The sequence below is a fragment of the Caulobacter segnis genome, from assembly GCF_031454995.1.
GTDB lineage: Bacteria > Pseudomonadota > Alphaproteobacteria > Caulobacterales > Caulobacteraceae > Caulobacter > Caulobacter segnis_E.
This window is the reverse complement of sequence record NZ_JAVDRV010000004.1, coordinates 175266-197853: the sequence shown is the minus strand read 5'-3', so window position 1 is coordinate 197853 and position 22588 is coordinate 175266. Positions and strand designations below refer to the sequence as shown.

Here is a 22588-nt window from a genome sequence, read left to right as displayed (position 1 = left end):
CCTCTGCCTGGGAGGCCGCCTGGCCCGTCCCGTTGTTCCGATGAGGAGAGAATGGCCGCTGACCGACGGCGCAGATATAGAAATGGTCGAAATCTATGGTTTCCGTTTTTGACCTAAATCAAATCGACAGTTCTGGCGGAGGCGAGATGCGCCGATAGCGCGCCTCCACGAGGCCAAAGAGGCCGAAGGCGATAAGGCCCGCCGCCAGCGCGCCAAGCACGACGCCGCCGAAAGGCCTTTGCTCGACGGTCTGCAAAGCCTGTCCCCAACTGCGAGCCTCGGCCGCCCGCGCTTCCAGGCCCGCCAGCATGAGGAAGACACCCACCGGCAGCGTGGCCAGTCCCCGGGCGGCGTAACCGATCTTGGCCAGGGGCTCGACCCATCGACGCAGGTCCTTGTCGCACGCCAGGCGCCGACCAAAGTCCTGCATCAGGCCCTGAATGACGTTGCCGACGCCAAAGCCGATCACCACGAGACCCGCCAGGATAAGCAGCCAGTCGCCATGGGGCGCGCCGAGCACGGCGGCGGAGGTCCGCTGAATATCCCCGGCTTCGTCCGCCTCGCCGAAATCCTCGAAGACGTCGAGCAGTTCGAAGGCCGATAGCGCCAGACCCCCATAGACGAGGCCGCTGATCGCCTGCCCCGCCCGGACCGCCCACGCCTTGGGGGAGGTTCCATGACGGTCGGCGTCGAACACCGCCTGGATCGCGCGCCAGAGCGCGAAAGCCGTGAGGCCGCAGCCGACGCCAGCGATCAGCACCGTCCCCAGAGGCCAACCGGCCCAGGTCTCGAGGACGCCCTTGGCCCCCTTGGCCTGGGGCGTCAGGTCCATGGCCGCCAGCAAGGCGATCGCGCCCAGGCCGCAGTAGACGAGGCCTCGAGCCGCGTAGCCCAGGCGCGCGGCCCACTCGAGCAGGCGGAGCGGATCGATCCGGCTCTTGTCGATCAGGCGATGCGGAAGCGCCAGCAAGCGGTTCAAGGCGCCTAAAGCCCTTCCTCTTGGGCGCGGGAGCCAATGGACTTGCCCGGCGCGGCGTCGATCTCGCGGTCTGCTTGTTGCCGGATGTCCATGGCGGCGCTCCCTGTTCGCCAAGGACAACGCCCCATGCCGCCACGCGCTCCCAAAACGCGAAACGGGCGGCCCCTTTCGGAGCCGCCCGCCGCGTTCGTTCCGGAAAAAAGACCGGACTTCTAGAGGCTTACGCCTCTTCGGCCGCAGCTTCCTTCTTCGACAGGTCTTCGCCGGTTTCCTGGTCGACGACCTTCATCGACAGCTTGGTCTTGCCGCGGTCGTCGAAGCCCAGGAGCTTCACCTTGACCATCTGGCCTTCCTTCAGCACGTCCGACGGCTTGGCGACGCGTTCGTTGCTGATCTGGCTGACGTGGACGAGACCGTCCTTGGCGCCGAAGAAGTTCACGAAGGCGCCGAAGTCGACGACCTTCACGACCTTGCCGTCGTAGATCTTGCCGACTTCCGCTTCGTCCGTGATCGACTTGATCCAGTCGATCGCGGCCTTGATCTTGGCGCCGTCCGAGGCCGAGACCTTCACGGTGCCCTCGTCGTTGATGTCGACCTTGGCGCCGGTGGTGGCGACGATCTCGCGGATCACCTTGCCGCCCGAGCCGATCACTTCGCGGATCTTGTCGGTCGGAATGGTGATGGTCTCGATCTTCGGGGCGAACTCGCCGACGTCTTCACGCGGCGCTTCCATGGCCTTGTTCATCTCGCCCAGGATGTGCGCGCGGCCTTCCTTGGCTTGAGCCAGGGCCTGCTCCATGATCTGGGGCGTGATGCCGGCGATCTTGATGTCCATCTGCAGCGAGGTCAGGCCTTCGCTGGTGCCGGCCACCTTGAAGTCCATGTCGCCGAGGTGGTCTTCGTCGCCCAGGATGTCCGACAGAACCGCGAAGCCGTCCTTTTCCAGGATCAGGCCCATGGCGATGCCCGAGACCGGACGGACCAGCGGCACGCCGGCGTCCATCATGGCCAGCGACGAACCGCAGACCGTGGCCATCGAGGACGAACCGTTCGACTCGGTGATCTCCGAGACCAGGCGGATCGTGTAGGGGAAGTCTTCCTTGGCCGGCAGCATCGGGCGCAGGGCGCGCCAGGCCAGCTTGCCGTGGCCGATTTCGCGGCGGCCCGGGCTGCCCATACGGCCGGTTTCACCGACGCTGTAGGGGGGGAAGTTGTAGTGCAGCAGGAAGGATTCCTTGTAGGTGCCTTCCAGGGCGTCGATGAACTGCTCGTCGTCGCCGGTGCCCAGGGTGGCCACGACGATGGCTTGCGTCTCGCCGCGGGTGAACAGGGCCGAACCGTGGGTGCGCGGCAGGATGCCGACTTCGCCCAGGATCGGACGGACGGTGCGGACGTCGCGGCCGTCGATGCGCAGGCCGGTGTCCAGGATGCCGCGACGCACGACGTCGGCTTCCAGCTCCTTGAAGATCGCGCCCAGCTTTTGCGGGTCATGGCCGGCCGGATTGGTGTCCGACTTGCCCATGGCCTCGATGGCCTTCTTCTTGGCGTTACCGATCGCCTCGTAGCGGTCCTGCTTCTTGGTGATCTTGTAGCCGGCGGCGATGTCCGCGCCGACGATGCCCTTCATCTCGGCCTTGATCGCGTCGGTGTCTTCCGGCTCGAACGCGAAGGGCTCCTTGGCGGCATGCTCGGCCAGGTCGATGATCGCGTCGATCACGGCCTGCATCTGCTGGTGGGCGAAGTTGACGCCGCCCAGCACGATCTCTTCCGAGAGCTCCTGGATTTCGGATTCAACCATCATCACGGCGTCGGCGGTGCCGGCCACGACGAGGTCCATCTTGCTTTCCTTCAGCTCGTCGAGCGTCGGGTTGAGCACGTAACCGTCATTGATCCAGCCGACGCGCGCGGCGCCGATCGGGCCCATGAACGGGGCGCCCGACAGGCACAGAGCGGCCGAGGCGGCGACCATGCCCAGGATGTCGGGATCGTTCTCGAGGTCGTGCTGCAGCACGGTGACGACGACCTGGACTTCGTTCTTGAAGCCCTTGACGAACAGCGGGCGGATCGGACGGTCGATCAGGCGGGAGACCAGGGTCTCCTTTTCCGACGGACGGCCTTCGCGCTTGAAGTAGCCGCCGGGGATCTTGCCGGCCGCGAAGGTCTTTTCCTGATAGTTGACCGTCAGCGGGAAGAAATCTTGGCCCGGCTTCTGGGTCTTGGCGAACACGGCGGTGGCCAGGACGACGGTTTCGCCCATGGTGGCCAGAACGGCGCCGTCGGCTTGACGGGCGATGCGACCGGTTTCGAGGACCAGCGTCTTGCCGCCCCACTCGATCGTCTTGCGCTTGATATCGAACATTTTTCTTCTTTCGGTTCCCGCGGGCGGATTCCCGTCGGGGGCGGACAGGGGCGGACGGCTAACGGAAGCCGGCCCGATGATCCTCATCCAGTTTGACAGGCGGGTTTGAGGACGTGAACCCTCGGACAGTCGGACAGCCCGGTCGTGGGCCATCCTCGGAAACCTGGCGTCCGGCCTATCTCGGACACAAGGCTCCCAATACGCGATCCGCCGCCCTGCTCCCGCGGGGCGGCGGACCTTGTGCCTTAGCGACGCAGACCCAGCTTTTCGATCAGGGACTGATAGCGACCGGCGTCGGACTTCTTCAGGTGGTCGAGAAGCCGGCGACGCTGGGAAACCAGCTTCAGCAGGCCACGACGGCTGTGGTTGTCCTTCTTGTGCGTCTTGAAGTGCTCGGTCAGGTTGGAGATGCGTTCCGAGAGGATCGCGACCTGGACTTCAGCGCTGCCGGTGTCGCCAGTGGTGCGGGCGTGTTCGGCGATGAGCGCGGCCTTGCGCTCGATGGTGATCGACATCGGGTTGTCTCCGCTCAGGTGAGTTGGAAGACCCGCACCGGATTGAGCTTTCCGGCGCGCATCTCGCACAGGGCCACCAACCTGTCGCCGGACATGGCGGAAACGGTGCGATCGCCGGGCGGAAGCTCGGCTTTCAACGTTTCCACCTGACGCGGAAGCAGGACGATGGCGCGTCCCTGTGCAAGCCGAAAGGCGTCTTCGTCGGTCACGGCCAACGCCGGGATGTCGTCCAGCGCGGTCTCGACCGGAAGCAATGCCTCCGACAGCCGGGCCTCATAGCTCAAATTCTCGAGAGTTTCCAGCGATATCGCCCCGGCCTCGGAGAAGCCCCCCACGCGGGTGCGGCGCAGATCGGCCACGTGGCCGCACGCCCCGAGGGCCTTGGCGAGGTCGCGGACCACGGCGCGGACATAGGTGCCCTTGCCGCATTCCATCTCCAAGGTGATGTGATCGGGGTCCGACTGCTCGACGACCTTGAGGTCGAAGATCGTCACCTTGCGGGTCGGCAGCTCGAATTCGACCCCGTCGCGGGCCAGGTCATAGGCGCGCTCGCCGTCGACCTTGATGGCCGAGAAGTTCGGCGGGACCTGGTCGACCTCGCCGATGAAGGCGGGCAGGGCCGCTTCGACCTTGTCGCGGGTCGGGCGAACGTCGGAGCTGGCCGTGGTCTCGCCCTCGCGGTCGAGGGTGGTCGTGTCGCGCCCCCAGGCGATGGTGAAGCGATAGGCCTTGTCGGCGTCCATCAAGAACGGGACGGTCTTGGTCGCCTCGCCCAGGGCGATCGGCAGGATGCCGGTGGCCAGCGGGTCCAGCGTGCCGGCGTGGCCGCCCTTCTGGGCGTTGAACGCGCGACGCACGCGGCCGACGGCCGTCGTCGAGGTCAGGTCGTAGGGCTTGTCCAGGCAGATCCAGCCCGAGACGGCCTCGCCCTTCTTGCGGCGAGCCATGCTCAGTCCTCGTCTTCGTCGAGGACGTCCGAAAGGCGGCGGGTGTCCTGCTGGACCTTCGGGTCCAGGAACAGCTTGTCCATATAGGCGGCGGTCCCGAAGCTCTCGTCGTGGATGAACTTCAGGTCCGGCGTGAACTTCATGTCGATGCTGCGACCCAGGCGCCCGCGTAGGAACTTCGAGACCCGGTTCAGGCCCTTGATCACCTCGGTGGTGTCCTCGCCGGTCAGGCCCGCCCCCAGCGGCTCGACGAAGCAGACGGCGTGCTTGAGGTCCGGGCTCATCCGCACTTCGGAAACGGTGACCGAGATGTTGTGCAGCGCCTCGTCCTGAAGCTCCTCCTCGCGGAGAATCTCGACCAGGGCGTGACGGATCAGTTCGCCGGCGCGGAGCTGGCGCTGGGATGGGCCAGTCGCGGCGCCCTTCTTGTTGTCTGAATGGCGCTTCATGGCGCGGACGTCCTTGTGGCCCGGCCGGCGGATCGAACGCCGGTGCGCGGGGAAAATCGAAGGCGCGGTGTCTAGGCCTCCCGGCGGCGGAAGTCCAGCGCGGCGTCCATCAGGCCCCCACCCGCTCCCGAAGGAACGCGATCACCCGGTCGCGCGCCTTCATCGTCCCACAGTCGGGGATGGAGCGATGCAGGTGCAGGGTCAGGACGGAATGCGGGGCCATCGGCACACCGGGCGCGGCGTCGTGGTCTTCCAGCTCGATCACCTCGACCTTGTCGCCGAACTCGGCCTTGAGCCGCGCGACGCGGGCGTCGGGGACCAACTTGTCGGACCGGAAGCGCAGCGCTATCAGCGACAGGTCCTCGTCCGTGAAACGCTGTTTGGCGCAGGCCAGCTCGGCGGCCGAGCAATCGAGGCCGCCCCGGTCCGCGAACGGCAGCGACGGCTGGGACATCACCGGCGCCACCACGGTCGGTTCGGTCATCATCGCCAAGGCGAAACCGCCGGTGAAGCACATGCCGACGGCGCCAACGCCCTTGCCGCCGCATTCGGCGTGAACCTCGCGGGCCAGGGCGCGCAGCCAGTCGACGATGGGGCTGGAGCGGCCGTCCTTCCAGACACTGAACTCACGCCGCACGCACATGTTCTTCAGAATCTCGCCGGCCGCGTAGCCTTGCGTCACGGTCTTGCCGGGCTTGCCGAACAGGCTGGGGCAGATGGCGGTCATGCCGGCCTGGGCCAAGTCGCGGGCGAAGGCCAGCACGCCGGGATGCAGACCCGGAACCTCATGAATGACGATCACCGCCGGACCCGCGCCAATACGATAGACCTCGCGCGACCAGCGGCCGTCATCGAAGTCGAAGCGCTCGAACCCCGCCAGCGGATCGTCCGGCATCCCTTCGCCCTCCCTGCCCGCGCGAACGCTAGACCGGAAGACGAGAGCCGGCCAGATCAGTTCGTCGTGTCGGGGTGCTGGGGATTGTCGGTCCAGTCCTCCATCGGATTGGGCGCGCGCCCGTCGGGCAGCCGCCATTCGCCGCGATAGGAAAAGTCCAGCGTGCCGCAAAGCCGCGCCCGCTCCCGCGCCTTCGGGTCGTCGCCGAACGCCTGGATGCGCAGGTCGCGCCGGACGACGATGGTGCTGAACGACAGCCAAAGCCGCGTCGAGCCCGGACAGAAGGCGCGCACATAGATCTTGCCCTGAGCGGCGCTGGAGTCGACCTCGTAGAGCATCACGTCGGTGTCGACGCCCTCCATGGCCGAAAGGCCGCCCGGCCCAAGGTCCTTCAGCCGCCCATTCTTCAGTCGCGCCTCGGCCGGCACGCCGGTGGCCAGCACCTTGATCGGTTTTCCGCCGCCCAAGAGGCCCTGATTGAACAGGATCGTCACGCCCGCGCCGGTCAGCCGCTTGGCGTCGGGCGAGATCGGGTCGTAGGAGAACATCCGCGTCTCGGCCCGCGCGGCCGAGGCCGACATCAAGATCAGGGCCGCGAAGGCCCAGCCGGCCTTGATCATCGGCGGAGATGCAGGTTCGCCGCCTGCGGATCGAAGCCGGTCAAACGCCAGGTCGCGCCCTCGCGCGTGAAGGTCAGCAGGCAGGGCCCGTCCTTCTTCGCCGCGCAGACCCGACCGTCACCCGCCGGACGAAGCGTGCTGGCGATCGCGACCCGGCCGGGGATCGGGCGATCGGGGGTGTAGCCATAGTAGGTCGCGGCCGCGTGGAAGGTCTCGGGCCGGATCAGCGCCTCGCCGGCGACGTCGGCCAGTGGTCCGGCCGCCAAGGCCGCCAGGGCCGAGACCGCGTCGCTGGACCCGCCGCGACGGCGCGCTTCGTCCATCAACCGCGCCTCGATCTGCCCCTTCAGGGCCCGGCGATCGACATGAGCGTCGAAGCGCGCGCGGTCGTTGTCGCGGATCGCGACCAGCAGGTCATGGACGTCGCCCGCGGCGTCATAGCGGTCGGCCGTCGCGCAGGCGGTCAAGGACGCGGCGACGGCGGTCAGAGCGAGAAGAGGCTTGATACGCATGGTGAAAGGCGTAGCGCCGGATTGGGGCGATTTCCAGTCTGGCGAAGGCGCCTCAAGACAAAGGGCGCGGACCTCGCGATCCGCGCCCTTCGGCATTTCCGATCTCGCGACCAGCCCCCAGAGCTTGTCGGTGTCCGACAAGCTCCAGGTTTTACCTTGAGCGCGTTTTGAGGGCGAAACCGCCCACACTTTCGCCCAACGCGCTCTAGTCGAGCTGGCGCTTGATCTCTTCGACGGTGAAGCACTCGATCACGTCGCCGACCTTGATGTCCTGGAAGCCGGCGAACATCATGCCGCATTCCTGGCCGACGGGGACTTCGTTGACCTCGTCCTTGAAGCGCTTGAGCGTCTGCAGGGTGCCCAGTTCCAGGACCACGATGTCCTGACGGACGATCCGGACCTTGGCGCCCTTGCGGACCACGCCCTCGGTGACCTTACAGCCGGCGACCTTGCCGACCTTGCTGATGTCGAAGGCCTGCAGGACCTCGGCGTTGCCGAGGAAGGTTTCGCGCTGGATCGGGGCCAGCATGCCCGAGAGCACGCCTTTGATGTCGTCCAGCAGGTCGTAGATGATCGCATAGTAGCGGATCTCGACCCCTTCGCGTTCGGCCAGGGCTCGCGCCTGGGCCGAGGCCCGGACGTTGAAGCCGATGACCGGCGCGCCGGCGCCCTTGGCCAGCATGACGTCGCTTTCGCTGATCGCGCCGGCGCCCGACAGGATGATCCGCGCGCGGACCTCGTCGGTCGACATCTTGTCCAGCGAACCGATGATCGCTTCGGCCGAACCCTGCACGTCGGCCTTGATGACCAGCGGCAGTTCTTTCAGCTTCTTGTCCTGCAGCTTGGCCATCATGTCGGCCATCGAGGCGCCGGCGCCCACGGGGGCCATCGACTTCTCGCGCTTCTGGCGGATGCGGTACTCGGTCAGCTCGCGAGCGCGGGCCTCGTTCTCGACCACGGCGAAGGCTTCGCCCGGCGAGGGCACGCCGTCCAGGCCGAGGATCTCGACCGGGGTGGCGGGACCGGCTTCGGTCAGCTGCTCGTTGCGCTCGTTGAGGAGCGCGCGGACGCGGCCGAACTGGGCGCCGGCGACGACGATGTCGCCGCGCTTCAGCGTGCCGCGGTTGACCAGGACGGTCGAGACGGCGCCGCGACCCTTGTCCAGCTTGGCCTCGATCACCACGCCGTCGGCGGTGCGGTCGGGGTTGGCCTTCAGGTCCAGCACTTCGGCCTGCAGCAGGATGGCTTCCAGCAGCTCGTCGAGGCCCGTGCGGGCCTTGGCCGAGACCTCGATCAGCTGGGTGTCGCCACCCAGGCTTTCGACGACGATCTCGTGCTGCAGCAGCTCGTTGACCACGCGCGTGGAGTCCGCGCCCGGCTTGTCCATCTTGTTGACGGCGACGATGATCGGCACCTCGGCGGCCTTGGCGTGTTTGATCGCCTCGATCGTCTGGGGCATGACGCCGTCGTCACCGGCCACGACCAGCACCACGATATCGGTGATGTTGGCGCCGCGGGCGCGCATTTGCGAGAAGGCGGCGTGGCCGGGCGTGTCGAGGAACGTCACGCGCTGACCGTCCTTCAGGCGAACCTGATAGGCGCCGATGTGCTGGGTGATGCCGCCGGCTTCGCCCGCCGCCACGTCCGTCGAACGCAGGGCGTCGAGCAGGCTGGTCTTGCCGTGGTCGACGTGACCCATGATCGTCACGACCGGGGGTCGCGGCTCCATGTGATCGTCGATGTCCTCGGCGCCGATGAAGCCCTCTTCGACGTCGGCTTCCGACACGCGCTTGACGGTGTGACCGAACTCGGTCGCCACCAGCTCGGCGGTGTCGTTGTCGATGACGTCGTTGATCTTCAGCATCACGCCCTGACGCATCAGGAACTTGATGATGTCGACGCCGCGCACGGCCATCCGGTTGGACAGCTCCTGCACGGTGATGACGTCGGGGATGACGACTTCACGCGCCACGCGGGCCTGTTCGGCCACGCCGCCGCGACGCTTTTCCTTTTCACGTTCGCGAGCCCGGCGGACCGAGGCCAGCGAGCGCATCCGGTCGGCGGAATCCCCGTCGCCGGCGACGGCCTGGATGGTCAGGCGGCCTTCACGGCGCTGCGGAGCACCCTTGACGCGCGACACGGCCTTGTTCGGCGCGGCGCTCTTGCGACGATCATCGTCCTCGTCGGGACGACGGCTGACTTCGCCGCCGGGCCGCGGGGCCGAGCGCATGGCGCGTTGGATTTCCGGCGTGGCCGGAGCCGAGGCCGGAACGCCCGGACGCGGACCGCGCGGCGGACCGCCAGGACCGCGAGCGCCCGGCGCCGGACGCGGCGCGAGGGCCGAATAGCGGACGGTCTGTTGCGGGCGGTCGCCCTGAGGACGATCCCCCTGCGGACGGTCGCCGCGATAGCCGCCGCGATCGCCTTGCGGACGATCGCCCTCGGGACGCGGGCCGCGCGGGCGGTCGCCCTCGGGACGCGGCGCGCGCTGGCCGAAGTTGGCGCCGGCGTCTGGACGCGGCGCGCGCTGATTGAACGGGCGGTCGCCTTGCGGGGCGGGGCGATAGGTCGTCGTGGTCGGACGATCGTCGCGACGCTCGCGGCTGGGCTCGTAGGTGCGGGTCTGGCCCGACGTCTGCGCGCGTTGAGAATCCTGGCGAGGAGCCTCCTGACGCGGCGCTTCCGCGCGGGGCGCGGCCGGCGCTTGCGCGACCGGCTGCTGAACCGGAGCCGCCGGGGGCGGCGTCACGGGAGCGGCCGGAGCCGGGGCCGTTGGAGCGGGAGCCGCGGGAGCCGGGGCCGGAGCCGGAGCCGCGGCGGCGCGTTCGGCCGCCGCCTTGGCCGCGGCTTCACGCTGAGCGGCTTCCTGCGCCGCGCGGGCGCGAGCCTCGGCGGCCGCGCGATCGGCGGCTTGGCGGGCCTGGGCCTCGCGAGCGGCGTCGACGACGCGTTGACGAGCGCGCAGCTCTTCTTGCGAAAGACCGCCCGCCGAACCGCCGCCAGCCGAACCGCCGCCTTGCGACTGCGGTGGACGGGGCGCGGGGGCGTCGTGACGACGCTCGGCCGAGGACGGCGCGGCAAGATTGCCGGAGGCGGGCGCGTGAGGCCGCGTCCGCTTGGTTTCCACCACAACCGTCTTGGTCCGGCCGTGGCTGAAGCTCTGCTTCACGACCCCTGCGCTCACCGAGCCCTGACGGGGCTTCAGCGTGATCGGGGCTCGTCCGCCGGGTCGGCCGTTTTCGTTGTCGTCGCTCATGCGCTCGCTTGTACTTCCGCCAGGCGGTACCTGGCTAAAAAACCGTGTTTCCATGTGAGAAAGGGGCCTGGACGTACTCCCAACAGGAAGCGCGTTTCCCGACCCTTCACCCACGGACGCGACCCGAATAGCCGCGCCCAACTTCAAAGATTCTAGGGCTTTTCCATTCCACCGGAGGGCCCCGGTGAGATGCAAAAGCCCTAGAGCCTGCTTGGTCGGCGGGCCGACCAAGGCGAACAGGCTCGCCTGTTTTTCGCAGAGGTCTTCTGGTCCGCCGAAGGCGGGAAGATCTCTAGCTTTCCTCGCGTCCGTTCGCCGACCATTCGGGAGGCAAAAGCGGGCGGAAGCCTGACAATCGCTCGACATCCTGCGTCCAGCGATCGATGCCGCGCCCGGCAAGGAGAGCGGTGTGTATCACATTCTCCCCGCCCAAGGCCAAACCCAATTCGTCCGAATTGAACGCGCCCAGCAAACGGGGGGCCGAGGGAGCCCTGCGAGCGGCGGCTAGAATCTTGCGGCGACCGTCCTCGGCGCCGTCGGACGCCTCGATCAGCCAGGCCACCTTGCCCGTGGCCAGGGCGGCGACGACTTTCTCGTATCCCGAGATAATGCCGCCGGCCTTCCGCGCAAGGCCCAAGCCTTCCAAGACGCGCCGCGCCAGCAGGGTTTCCACCTGATCGGCGAGATCCGGCGCGACGGTCAACTTGGCCTTGGCCGCCCGCGAGAAGAGGCCCTTCTTCGCGGCGGTCGTGATCGAGTCCCGATCGGCGCCAACCCAGATCCCCCGGCCCGGCAGCTTGCGAGCCAGATCCGGAACCACCGCCCCGTCCGGCCCCGCCACGAAGCGGATCAGACGCGCCTCGTCGACCGCCTCGCCCAGGACGATGTCCTTGCGCTGACGGTTGGCTTCGGCGTGGGTCTTGGGCGAAGGGGTTTCGGTCATCTAATCCGCGACAGGGAGGGGTCTGGTCGAACGAACGGCCCCGCGGATCGCTCCGCGAGGCCGTCACGCAAGACGTCGAGGCCCTTAGGCTTCTTGTTCCGAGGCGACTTCCTCGCCGGCGGGCGCGTCGGCGGCGGCTTCGCCTTCGACCTCACCCTCGTATTCGGCTTCGGTTTCGGCCTCGTATTCGGGCTCCGGCGGCGCCTCGACCCAACCCATGGCGACACGAGCGCGCATGATCAGGGCCTCGGCGTCCTCGGGCGACAGGTTGAAGCTTTCCAGGATGCCCGGCTCGCGCACGCGCTCGCCGTTCTTGTTCTCGAACCAACCGCGCATGTCGTCGGGCACCAGGCCGGCGAGGTCCTCGACGGTCTTCACGTCGCCCTCGCCCAGGGCCACGGCCATGGCCAGGGTCACGCCCTCGATGCCCAGCACCTCGTCCTGGACGCCCAACTCCAGACGCTTGGCGTCCAGGGCGGCGGCTTCCTTGTCGAGGAATTCGCGGGCGCGGGCCTGCAGTTCCTCGGCGGTTTCCTCGTCGAAGCCCTCGATCGCGGCGATCTCGTGCGGCTCGACAAAGGCCACGTCTTCCACGGCGGCGAAGCCCTCGGTGACCAGCAGCTGGGCGATGACCTCGTCGACGTCCAGGGCTTCCTGGAACAGGGCCGTGCGCTCGGTGAACTCGCGCTGACGACGCTCGCTCTCCTGGCTCTCGGTCATGATGTCGATCTGCCAGCCGGTCAGCTGCGAAGCCAGGCGGACGTTCTGGCCGCGACGGCCGATGGCCAGCGACAGCTGTTCGTCCGGCACCACCACTTCGACGCGCTCGTCTTCCTCGTCCATGACGACCTTGGAGACTTCGGCCGGGGCCAGGGCGTTGACGATGAAGGTGGCCTCGTCTTCCGACCACTGAATGATGTCGATCTTCTCGCCCTGCAGCTCGGCCACGACCGCCTGCACGCGCGAGCCGCGCATGCCGACGCAGGCGCCGACGGGGTCGATCGAGCTGTCGTTCGAGATGACGGCCATCTTGGCGCGCGAGCCGGGGTCGCGGGCCACGGCGCGGATCTCGATGACGCCGTCGTAAACTTCCGGCACTTCCTGGGCGAACAGCTTGGCCATGAAGCCGCCGTGCGCCCGGCTCAGCATGATCTGCGGACCCTTGGTCTCGCGACGGACGTCGTAGATGTAGGCGCGGATGCGGTCGCCGACGTTGAAGTTCTCGCGCGGGATCGACTGGTCGCGACGCATGATGCCTTCGCCGCGGCCCAGATCGACGATCACGTTGCCGTACTCGACGCGCTTGACGCTGCCGTTGACGATCTCGCCGACGCGATCCTTGTACTCGTCGTACTGACGCTCGCGCTCGGCCTCGCGGACCTTATGCATGACGACCTGGCGGGCCATCTGGGTCTGGACGCGGCCGATCTCGAACGGCGGCAGGGCCTCTTCGTAGACCTTGCCGATCTCGGCGTCGCGCCAGGCGCGCTTGGCGATCGACAGCGGCATCTTGCCGATCTCGCCTTCCAGCTCGGCGTCGTCGGACACGACCTCGATCACGCGCTTCTGCGTCGTCTCGCCGGTCCTCGGGTCGATCTTGACGCGGATGTCGTGCTCGGCGCCGTAGCGGGCGCGGGCGGCCTTCTGCAGAGCGTCCTCGATGGCCTCGATGACGACTTCCTTCTCGATGCCCTTTTCCCGGGCGACCGCATCGGCGATCTGCAGGAGTTCAAGCCGGTTAGCGGCGATGCCGATGGCCATGGTCAGTCCTCTTCACTTTCGGACAGGTCTTCGTTGTCGGATTTGATGCGAGCGGCGCGCTGATCGGCCCCCCGCTTCATCAGGGTGTCGGTCATGACGAGCTTGGCGTCGATGATCCACGCGAAGGGGAAGTAGACGGTGACGTCGTCCTCGCCCTCGATGTTCAGGCCGACCTGGTCGTCCTCGATCCCGGCCAGCTCGCCCTTGAAGCGCTTGCGGCCCTCGGCCACGCGGTCGAGCTCGATACGGGCCTCCAGGCCCGCATAGTCGTCGAAGTCCTTCAAGCGCGTCAGCGGACGGTCGACGCCGGGGCTCGAGACCTCCAGCGTATACTCGCCGGCGATCGGATCGGCGGCGTCCATCACCTCGGAAATCGCGCGCGACAAGCGAGCGCAGTCCTCGACGTTCATGTCGCCGCCCGAGCCGTCTTCCAGCAGGGGGTGCTCGGCCATGATCTGCAGGCGGCGCTGCTCGGCGCCCCCCATCAGACGCAGCCGGACGATCTCGTAGCCGAGGCTCTCGGCGACGGGGTCGAGCATCTCGATCAGCTCTCGGTCTTCCTGCGTCTTGCCGCGCACGTGTCTCTCGAACTCTTTTCCGGTCGCCGACCGGCCAAACAAAAAGCGGCAGCCTTTCGGGCCGCCGCTCGAAAGCGCCATCTAGCGCTAACGGACGATGTGGATTGGTTTATAGGGGAATTGGGGAGGCTTGTCGACTCCGACCACGCTCGCCTCTTCCGCGCCGCGGCAATTTGGGCCTATAAGCCCGTCCGCGCAGGCCGCCTCCCCGCGGACCTCAAAAACTCAAAGAGTCACAATGGACCTTTCCAAGATTCCGACAGGCGCGAACCCGCCCTACGATCTGAACGCCATCATCGAGATCCCGCAGGGCGGCGAGCCGGTGAAGTACGAGATCGACAAGGAAAGCGGCGCCCTGATGGTCGACCGTTTCCTGCACACGGCCATGTTCTACCCGGCCAATTACGGCTTCATCCCGCACACCTTGGCCGATGACGGCGACCCCGCCGACATCATGGTCGTGGGCCCGACCCCGGTGGTGCCTGGCGCGATCATCCGCTGCCGGCCGATTGGCACCTTGATGATGGTCGACGAAGCCGGTTCGGACGAGAAGATCCTGGCCGTGCCGGTCGACAAGCTGCACCCGTTCTACACGGGCGTGTCCAGCTGGCGCGACCTGCCGACCATCCTGACCGAGCAGATCGCCCACTTCTTCCAGCACTACAAGGACCTGGAAAAGGGCAAGTCGACCAAGATCACCGGCTGGGCCGATCTCGACGAAACCGCCGAGATCATCCGCGCGGCGATCAAGCGCTACAACGAGACGTACTGATCGAAAAAGGCCGGCGCCCAGAGCGCGTTGGGTTCAAGCGTTAAGCGGTTAAACCGCTCGAACGCGCTCTAGCTATATGATCTAGCGCCGGCCTTTCTTCTTTCAGGTCCTGACGAAGTCCAGGAACACCGGCGCGCAGTCGCCGAGCTTCTTTTCCTCATAACGCGTGGTGACGTGGTCGGCTGGGATCGCGTCGCGGGCGGCTGTCTCGTCGGCGAAACGGAAGTTCGGATCGGCCAGAACCCGCTCTGTCGTCCACTCGGCGTAGTCGGCCCAATCGGTGGCGAACCGCAAGGCGGCGCCCGGCTTCATCACCCGCGCCAGCTTGGCGACGAACTCCGGCTGGACCAGGCGCCGCTTGTTGTGCCGCGCCTTGTGCCAGGGATCGGGGAACATGATGAAGACGCGGTCCAGGCACGCGTCGGGCAGCCAGTCGACAACGTCCCGGGCGTCGCCCTCGTGGATGCGGACGTTCTTGAGCGCCTGCTCCTCGACGTGACGGACCGCGCTAGCGACGCCGTTCACGAACGGCTCGGCCCCGATGATCAAGACGTCCGGGTTTCGGCCAGCCTGGGTGGCCATGTGTTCGCCGCCACCGAAACCGATCTCCAGCCAGACCGCCTTGGCGCCCGGCGCCAGGTCCAGCGGCTGGAACGGCCCCGGCGGAACGGCGATCTCGGGCAGCAGGGTGTCGAGCAGGGCCTGCTGGCGCGGCTTCACCGGACGCGACTTCAGACGGCCGAACGAGCGCAGCGGCCCGTGGGGTTGTTGCGGGTTGGTCATGGCCGGGGTCTTAAAGCGCTGGGCGGGAAATGAAAACGGGCTCCGACCCGTCCGGATCGGAGCCCGCTCGATCAAGGCGTGGCGCGAGGCTTAGGCCAGGCCCTTCAGTTCGCTGACCAGGTCGGTCTTCTCCCAAGAGAAGCCGCCCTCGTTGTCGGGCGTGCGGCCAAAGTGGCCGTAGGCCGCCGTGCGGGCGTAGATCGGACGGTTCAGCTGCAGGTGCTCGCGGATCGCGCGCGGCGTGGCGCCGCCGATCAGCTGGGGCAGGGTCTTTTCCAGCACCGCCGGATCGACCTTGCCGGTGCCATGCAGGTCGACGTGGAACGAGACCGGCTGGGCCACGCCGATGGCGTAGGCGATCTGGATGGTGCAGCGGTCGGCCAGGCCGGCGGCCACGACGTTCTTGGCCAGGTAGCGGCAGGCATAGGCGGCCGAGCGGTCGACCTTGGTCGGATCCTTGCCCGAGAAGGCGCCGCCACCGTGCGGCGCCGCGCCGCCGTAGGTGTCGACGATGATCTTGCGGCCGGTCACGCCGGCGTCGCCGTCAGGGCCGCCGATCTCGAAGCGGCCGGTCGGGTTGACCAGCCACTGGGTCTTCTTGGTGATCAGGCCGTCCGGGAAGACCGGCAGGATGTGCGGCTTGATCAGGTCCAGCACGCGCTTGGAGGTCGCGGCCTTGCCGTCGATCTTCTTCTTGTGCTGGTGCGACACGACGATCGACACCACGCGCTGCGGGCGGCCATTGCCGTCGTATTCCAAGGTCACCTGGCTCTTGGCGTCCGGCTCCAACTCGGAGAGCTCTCCCGAGTGGCGCAGCTCGGCCAGGCGCTTGAGCACATTGTGGCTGTACTGCAGGGTCGCCGGCATCAGTTCGGGCGTCTCGGTGCTGGCGTAGCCGAACATGATGCCCTGGTCGCCCGCGCCCTCGTCCTTCTTGTCGGTGGCGTCAACGCCCTGGGCGATGTGCGCCGACTGGCCGTGCAGATAGTTGGCGTACTTCGCCTTCTGCCAGTGGAAGCCCTTCTGCTCGTAACCGATGTCCTTGATGGCGGCGCGAACCTTCGGCTCCAGCGCGCCAAGGATGTCCTTGGTCAGCTGCTTGTTGGCCTTCTTGTCGCCGCCCGGCTGGCCGGCGCGAACCTCGCCCGCCAGGACGATGCGGTTGGTCGTCACCAGCGTCTCGCAGGCGACGCGAGCCTCGGGGTCCGCGCTCAGGAAGGCGTCGACGACGGTGTCGCTGATGCGATCGGCGACCTTGTCGGGATGGCCTTCGGAAACGCTCTCGCTGGTGAAGATGTAGGACGAACGGGTCAAGAGACAGCTCCGGCCATGGGAGGCGCGCGCACGAACGCGCGCCATTTGGGCGTTCAGTTAGACCGGAACCATATAAAGATATGTTTATGCGGGCAAGCGAGCCTGACGATCAATCGCTCTCGCCCAGCTCTTCCTCGTCGGCCATCGAGCGAACCAACTCCAGAATCCGCCGACGGACCTTCGACCGCGTGATCCGGGGAAACTGCGTGGCCAGCTCCAGACCCTCGGATGTCATCAGGAAATCATGGACGAACGGCTCCCCCGCGTCCGACACGCCGTCAGCCGTGGCCTCGAGGCCCTCGAAGAAGTAGCCGACCGAAGCCTGCAGGCTCCTGGCGATCTCATAGAGCTTGCTGGCGCTGACCCGGTTGGCGCCGCGCTCGTACTTCTGGATCTGCTGAAACGTCAGACCCAGGTCCTCGGCCAGACGCTCCTGGCTCACGCCAAGAATCTTGCGGCGCATGCGGATGCGCGCCCCGACGTGCAGGTCGACCGGATTGGGATGGCGTTCGGCGCCCGACAAATCGCTCATGCCCACGCTTGATAGCTGAAATTGCGGTTTTAATTCAGCGCGAGTCTTTCCGGCGCGCAATAGTCCACAAGGATTTACCTGCTCCCAGGCGAACCGACGCAACCATAGATATCAGTAGAAGCACCAAAAGAGCGCCATCGCCGAAGTCATCGAAACGCGTCACCTGGCCTCGGCCTGGTATTTGCGCATCGATAACGCCACGTTGTCCTAGATCCAGGCGGGCCCGGCCCACAACTCGACCATCCGCCCCGATGACAGCGCTAACACCCGTCGGGGTGGCGCGTAGAATGGGCGTCGCGTGCTCGATGGCGCGATAGCTGGCCAGGTTCAGATGCTGAAGCGGCCCCGACGTGACGCCGAACCAAGCGTCGTTCGACACATTGATCAGAACCCTTACATCCTTGTTTTTCCTGGCCAATCCAGGAAACAAGCTTTCGTAGCAAATCAGCGGTTGGGTCAGCAGGTTCGGCGCGACCAACAAGGGCGCGGGCCGGGGCCCGGTGGCGAAGCCATCTCCGAGATGGGCCAGACTCTTGAACCCAATTTGGGTAAGGAAGGCCTCCGCAGGCAAGTATTCGCCAAAGGGCACCAGCCGATGCTTGTCGTAGACGCCGACGACCTCGAGGTCGCCGGCCGTCCGACGCAGGGCGATCAGGCTGTTGTAGTAAACGGGTTTGTCGATCGGGCCTTCGTAGCGATAGCCGCCGATCAGCAGGGTCTGGCCAGGCCTGACGCTATCGAGAATGGCCTGACGCACCCAGGTCCCCGGCGCGAGATAGTCGTTGATCGCCGCGGGCAAGGCGCCCTCGGGCCAGATCACCAGGTCGGCTGGCTTTCCCGCGTAGGGCCGGGCCGTCAGCGACACATAGGCCTGGACGATCTGGGCGAAGCGCCCGGCGTCCCACTTGGCGTCTTGCTGGATGTCGGCCTGGACGATGCGCACCGAGACAGGCGGCTCCTGAAGCAAGGGCTTGCGCAGAGCCAAGGCGCCATGACCGTAAAGCCCCGCCAGCCCGACCATGGCCGAGATCAAGGCGACACGTCCGCCGCGCCCCTCGCGCCAGACCGCCGGGGCGGCGGCGATGGCCAAGGTGATCCAGGTCAGACCATAGGCGCCGACCAGCGCGGCCGCTTGCGACGGCGCCGAGCCAGCGCGCCACGTCTCGCCTGGCAGGTTCCAGGGAAAGCCCGTCAGGACATGGCCGCGCGCCCATTCCAGCGCGGCGAAGGCGCCGGCGAAGGTTAGAATCCGCCAGGCGCTCGCCGGCCGGACGAGCCGATAGAGCAGCCCCGCCAGGCCCCAGAACAGCGCCAGGCCGGCGGCCATGGCGGCGATCGCGAAGGGTGCCATCCAGCCCTGGTTGGCCGCGTCGACCAGGAAGGCCTCGCCGATCCACCAGGTGCCAAGTCCGAAATAGCCGACGCCCGCCAGCCAGCCGCGCCAGAACGCCGAGCGCAGCGGCTTGGCCACGGACGCGGTGTCCAAGAGATGAAGAAGCAGGGCGTAGCCCAGTAGCCCAGGCAACAGGCCGAAGGGCGGATGGGCGAGCGCCGCGGCGAGGCCCGCGCCTAGGGCCAGCAGCGGTCCGCTCCACGGGCGCTGGCGGAAGCGGCTCCAGAGCGTCACGAAGCGCCGACGCCCTCGGAGATCGCCTCGGCGGCGTCGGCCTGGCGCGTGGGACCGCCCCGCACGCGCACGCGGCGCACCCGGCGCGGATCGGCCTCGACCACCTCGAACTCATAGCCGTCGGGATGGGCGATCACCTCGCCCCGCTGCGGCACGCGCCCGGCCAGGGCGACCACGAGGCCGGCGATGGTGTCGATATCCTCTTCCATGTCGGCGGGCGCCAGCTCGCGTCCCAGCGCGGACTCCAATTCCTCGAGCGGCGCGCGGGCGTCGGTGTCATAGACCCCGCCCGGTCGCGCCACGATCGCGGCGGCCGCGGCGTCGTCGTGCTCGTCGTCGATCTCGCCGACCACCGCCTCGATCAGGTCTTCCATCGTCACCACGCCGTCCGTGCCGCCGAACTCGTCGATGACCAGGGCCATGTGAATCCGGCTGGTGCGCATGCGCAGCAGCAGGTCGGCGGCCTTCATCGAGGCGGGCACGTACAACGCCTCGCGGCGCAGCTTGTTCAGCACGAAATCGCCGGCGCTCGGCCGCTTCTCGTCCTCTGCCATCAGCCGAAACACGTCCTTGACGTGGATGACGCCCACGGGATCGTCCAAGGTCTCGCGATAGATCGGCATCCGCGAATGCCCGGCCTCGACAAATTGCGCGACCAGGATGTCGAACGGCGTGGAAAGCTCGACGGCGACGATATCCGCGCGCGGCGTCATCACGTCGGCGACCCGCAAGGTCTGGAAGGCCTCGGCCTGGTCGACGATATCGACCTCGCCGCTCTGGGCCGGAGGCTCGGGCGGACGCGGGGATTCTCCGCCGCCGGCGGTCAGCCGCCGACGCATGCGTCTAAGGAACGCCCGCACGCCCCGGCTTCTTCGCGCCGGCGCGGCGGGCTGTTGACTAGGCTCGTCGCTGGGCATGGCCCTGGTCAGCGTCCCTCTTCGTCACTGGCGTAGGGGTCAGGAACGTCCAGCCCCGCCAGGATCTCCCGTTCGAGCGCCTCCATGGCTTCCGCCTCGTCGTCGCCCTCGTGATCATATCCTAGGAGATGTAGCACGCCATGCGCCACCAGATGTTGCAGGTGGTGGCCCAGCGGCTTGCCCTGCTCCGCGGCTTCGCGCGCGCAGACGCCATAGGCCAAGGCGATGTCGCCGATCTGGCCTTCCGGGTTGGGTGGCGAAGGAAAGGACAGCACGTTTGTCGCATAGTCCTTCTGGCGGAAGTCGCGATTCAGGCCCTGAACGGTGTCGTCGTCGGTCAGCAGGATCACGATCCCCTGGCCTTCGATGTCCTCATGCGCGTCCAGCACGGCCTGGGCGGCGCGCCAAACCAGAGCCTCGGCGTCCTCGGCGCCGCTCGTCCAGGCCTCGTCCTCGATCTCGATATCTACGGTAATGGTCATTTAGCGCGGTGTATTCTGAGCCGCGTCGGCGTCATAGGCCTTTACGATCCGCTCGACGAGCGGGTGGCGCACGACGTCCGCCGAGGTGAAGCGCGAGACCGCGACGCCCTCGACCCCTTCCAGGATCGAGACCGCGTGGGCCAGGCCCGAGTCCCGAGGATTCAAGAGATCGACCTGGGTCGGATCGCCCGTGACCACCATGCGCGCGCCTTCGCCCAGACGGGTCAGCACCATCTTCATCTGCAGGCGCGAGCAGTTCTGCGCCTCGTCGACGATGACGAAGGCGTGGCTCAGCGTGCGGCCGCGCATGAAGGCGATCGGGGCAACCTCGATCTCGAGCTTTTCCCGACGCCGGCGCAGCTGGTCGGCGCCCATGATGTCGGTCAGGGCCTCCCAGACCGGGGCCATGTAGGGGTCGACCTTCTCGTTCAGGTCGCCCGGCAGGAAGCCCAGCTTCTCGCCCGCCTCGACGGCGGGACGGGTGACGATCAGACGATCGACCTCGCCCCGCAGCAGCATACCCGCCCCATGGGCCACGGCCAGGAAGGTCTTGCCGGTGCCGGCGGGGCCCAGGCCAAAGCTCAGCGGGTGGCTGGCCATGGCCTCCATATAGCGGGCCTGGCCCTTGGTCTTGGGGGAGACATTGCCCTTGCGCACCGCGCGGGGCGAGGCCTGACCGCCGGCCTGGTGCGCCGCGCCCAGGGCGATACGCACATCGGCCTCGACCACTTCCTCGCCGGCGTCGGCGCGATTGGCCAAGGCTTCGAGCACCCGCTTGGCGCCGGTGCGTCCCCGCGCGTCGCCGGTGATGGTGACGCCGCCGCCCGGCGTCTCGATCAGCACCTTGAAGGCGTCCTCGATCAGGGCGGCGTGACGGCCGGACGGACCGGAGACGGCGTGGACGGCGTCGTCGGACAGCGGCAGGAACTCAGGCGTGCGGCTCAAGCGGTCTCCAGGACAGGTTCGAGAGCCCCGCCCAAGCTCATCTTGGCGGCGCTCTCGATACGAACGGGAACGATCTTCCCGATCAATTGTTCGCCGCCCTCGCAATGGACGGCTTGCAGATAGGGGCTGCGGCCGACGATCTGGCCGGCGTGACGGCCGGGCTTTTCGAACAGCACGGGCAGCACCTTGCCGACCTGGGCGGCGTTGAACGCGCGCTGTTGCTCGTCCAGCAGCTGGTTCAGGCGCTCCAGGCGCTCGGCCTTGACCTCTTCCTCGACCTGACCGGGCATGGCCGAGGCCGGGGTGCCGGGACGGCGCGAATATTTGAACGAGAAGGCGCTGGCGAAGCCGACCTCGCGGACGAGGTCCAGGGTCTTCTCGAAATCGCCGTCGCGCTCGCCGGGGAAGCCGACGATGAAGTCGCCGCTCATGGCGATGTCCGGACGCGCGGCGCGGATTTTCTCGATCAGCTTCACATAGCTCTCGGCCGTGTGGTCGCGGTTCATGGCCTTGAGTATTCGATCGCCGCCCGCCTGCACCGGCAGGTGCAGATAGGGCATCAGCTCCGGCAGTTCGCCGTGCGCCTCGATCAGATCCTCGCCCATGTCGCGCGGATGGCTGGTCGTGTAGCGGATGCGGTCCAGGCCATCGATCTTGGCCAGCTGGCGGACCAACTTGGCCAGGGTCGAGCCGTCGCCGTCATAGGCGTTGACGTTCTGGCCCAGCAGGGTGACCTCGCGCACGCCCTGATCGGCCAGGCGCTTGGCCTCCTCGACGATGTCGTTGACCGGCCGCGACCATTCGCCGCCGCGCGTATAGGGCACCACGCAGAAGGTGCAAAACTTGTCGCAGCCTTCCTGAACCGTGAGGAAGGCGGTGACCCCGGTCACGTGGCGTTCGGCCGGCAGGGCGTCGAACTTCTCGTCGGCGGCGAAGTCGGCGGCCAGGCGCTCGCCGGTCGCGCGGTGGGCGCGGGCGATCAGCTCCGGCAGCTGGTGATAGGCCTGGGGCCCTACGACCAGATCGACCGCCTTCTGGCGATGCATGATCTCCTTGCCCTCGGCCTGGGCGACGCAGCCGGCCACGGCGATGGTCATGCGACCGCCCGCCTCGGCCTTCCGGTCCTTCATCTGCTTGATGTAGCCGAGTTCGGAATAGACCTTCTCGGTGGCTTTCTCGCGGATGTGGCAGGTGTTCAGCACCACCAGGTCCGCGCCCTCGGGATCATCGACGACGCCATAGCCCAGCGGGCGCAGGACATCGGCCATGCGCTCGCTGTCATAGACGTTCATCTGACAGCCGTAGGTCTTGATAAAGAGGCGCTTTCGCGGGGTCTCGCTCATCCGGCGAGGTTATGGGGTCGAGAGGCCCGTTCCGCAAGGGCGGCGGGCGTCGCGGCCCG

The 22588-nt window shown here is 67.4% G+C and carries 21 protein-coding genes; 1 reads left to right on the top strand and 20 read right to left on the bottom strand.

What is annotated here, in order from left to right:
- Window positions 1–118 precede the first annotated feature (118 nt).
- The 12 genes from J2728_RS15260 to rimP form a co-directional block, all read right to left on the bottom strand.
- Entirely contained in the window at window positions 119–979 is an 861-nt protein-coding gene (locus J2728_RS15260; protein ID WP_310000460.1) for a DUF1206 domain-containing protein, read from the bottom strand.
- Between the two features lie 220 nt (window positions 980–1199).
- Entirely contained in the window at window positions 1200–3338 is a 2139-nt protein-coding gene (gene pnp, locus J2728_RS15255; protein WP_310000457.1) for a polyribonucleotide nucleotidyltransferase, read from the bottom strand.
- A gap of 245 nt (window positions 3339–3583) precedes the next feature.
- On the bottom strand, window positions 3584–3853 hold the full coding sequence (gene rpsO, locus J2728_RS15250) for a 30S ribosomal protein S15 (protein ID WP_096052942.1): 270 nt from the start codon (window positions 3851–3853) through the stop codon (window positions 3584–3586).
- A gap of 14 nt (window positions 3854–3867) precedes the next feature.
- The gene (truB, locus tag J2728_RS15245; protein WP_310000453.1) at window positions 3868–4800 is read right to left on the bottom strand and encodes a tRNA pseudouridine(55) synthase TruB; all 933 of its coding nucleotides are present in this window, start codon (window positions 4798–4800) and stop codon (window positions 3868–3870) included.
- Window positions 4801–4802: 2 nt separating this feature from the next.
- A complete protein-coding gene (rbfA, locus tag J2728_RS15240; protein ID WP_310000451.1) occupies window positions 4803–5249 on the bottom strand; it encodes a 30S ribosome-binding factor RbfA in 447 nt (148 codons plus the stop codon).
- A 109-nt stretch (window positions 5250–5358) separates the two neighbouring features.
- On the bottom strand, window positions 5359–6144 hold the full coding sequence (locus J2728_RS15235; protein ID WP_310000449.1) for a dienelactone hydrolase family protein: 786 nt from the start codon (window positions 6142–6144) through the stop codon (window positions 5359–5361).
- 56 nt (window positions 6145–6200) lie between these two features.
- Entirely contained in the window at window positions 6201–6764 is a 564-nt protein-coding gene (locus tag J2728_RS15230) for a hypothetical protein (protein WP_310000447.1), read from the bottom strand.
- Complete coding sequence (locus J2728_RS15225; RefSeq protein WP_310000446.1) at window positions 6761–7276, bottom strand: DUF2939 domain-containing protein; 516 nt, start codon at window positions 7274–7276, stop codon at window positions 6761–6763. The genes J2728_RS15230 and J2728_RS15225 overlap by 4 nt, the downstream gene beginning before the upstream one ends.
- Before the next feature lie 205 nt (window positions 7277–7481).
- The gene (gene infB / locus J2728_RS15220) at window positions 7482–10532 is read right to left on the bottom strand and encodes a translation initiation factor IF-2 (protein ID WP_310000445.1); all 3051 of its coding nucleotides are present in this window, start codon (window positions 10530–10532) and stop codon (window positions 7482–7484) included.
- A gap of 292 nt (window positions 10533–10824) precedes the next feature.
- On the bottom strand, window positions 10825–11475 hold the full coding sequence (locus J2728_RS15215) for an RNA-binding protein (RefSeq protein ID WP_310000444.1): 651 nt from the start codon (window positions 11473–11475) through the stop codon (window positions 10825–10827).
- Between the two features lie 84 nt (window positions 11476–11559).
- Complete coding sequence (gene nusA, locus J2728_RS15210) at window positions 11560–13236, bottom strand: transcription termination factor NusA (protein WP_310000443.1); 1677 nt, start codon at window positions 13234–13236, stop codon at window positions 11560–11562.
- Window positions 13237–13238: 2 nt separating this feature from the next.
- Window positions 13239–13814, bottom strand: coding sequence for a ribosome maturation factor RimP (gene rimP / locus J2728_RS15205; RefSeq protein WP_310000441.1), 576 nt, complete (start codon window positions 13812–13814; stop codon window positions 13239–13241).
- Window positions 13815–14052: 238 nt separating this feature from the next.
- On the opposite strand from rimP, the gene ppa reads away from it, so the two are divergent.
- Window positions 14053–14586: an inorganic diphosphatase gene (gene ppa, locus J2728_RS15200; protein ID WP_310000439.1), complete on the top strand. Its 534-nt coding sequence runs from the start codon at window positions 14053–14055 to the stop codon at window positions 14584–14586.
- 102 nt (window positions 14587–14688) lie between these two features.
- On the opposite strand, the gene trmB is transcribed toward ppa, so the two are convergent.
- The 8 genes from trmB to miaB form a co-directional block, all read right to left on the bottom strand.
- Window positions 14689–15369 (bottom strand): tRNA (guanosine(46)-N7)-methyltransferase TrmB, encoded by a 681-nt coding sequence (trmB, locus tag J2728_RS15195; protein ID WP_310000437.1) that lies wholly within the window; start codon window positions 15367–15369, stop codon window positions 14689–14691.
- Between the two features lie 90 nt (window positions 15370–15459).
- Complete coding sequence (gene metK, locus J2728_RS15190) at window positions 15460–16683, bottom strand: methionine adenosyltransferase (RefSeq protein ID WP_310000436.1); 1224 nt, start codon at window positions 16681–16683, stop codon at window positions 15460–15462.
- Window positions 16684–16792: 109 nt separating this feature from the next.
- Window positions 16793–17215, bottom strand: coding sequence for a helix-turn-helix domain-containing protein (locus tag J2728_RS15185; protein WP_404979774.1), 423 nt, complete (start codon window positions 17213–17215; stop codon window positions 16793–16795).
- 34 nt (window positions 17216–17249) lie between these two features.
- Entirely contained in the window at window positions 17250–18842 is a 1593-nt protein-coding gene (gene lnt / locus J2728_RS15180) for an apolipoprotein N-acyltransferase (RefSeq protein ID WP_310000432.1), read from the bottom strand.
- The gene (locus tag J2728_RS15175; RefSeq protein WP_310000431.1) at window positions 18839–19759 is read right to left on the bottom strand and encodes a hemolysin family protein; all 921 of its coding nucleotides are present in this window, start codon (window positions 19757–19759) and stop codon (window positions 18839–18841) included. The genes lnt and J2728_RS15175 overlap by 4 nt, the downstream gene beginning before the upstream one ends.
- 8 nt (window positions 19760–19767) lie before the next feature.
- Window positions 19768–20223 (bottom strand): rRNA maturation RNase YbeY, encoded by a 456-nt coding sequence (ybeY, locus tag J2728_RS15170; RefSeq protein WP_310000672.1) that lies wholly within the window; start codon window positions 20221–20223, stop codon window positions 19768–19770.
- 18 nt (window positions 20224–20241) lie between these two features.
- Entirely contained in the window at window positions 20242–21186 is a 945-nt protein-coding gene (locus tag J2728_RS15165) for a PhoH family protein (RefSeq protein WP_310000430.1), read from the bottom strand.
- A complete protein-coding gene (gene miaB, locus J2728_RS15160; RefSeq protein ID WP_310000427.1) occupies window positions 21183–22529 on the bottom strand; it encodes a tRNA (N6-isopentenyl adenosine(37)-C2)-methylthiotransferase MiaB in 1347 nt (448 codons plus the stop codon). The genes J2728_RS15165 and miaB overlap by 4 nt, the downstream gene beginning before the upstream one ends.
- Between the last annotated feature and the right edge of the window lie 59 nt (window positions 22530–22588).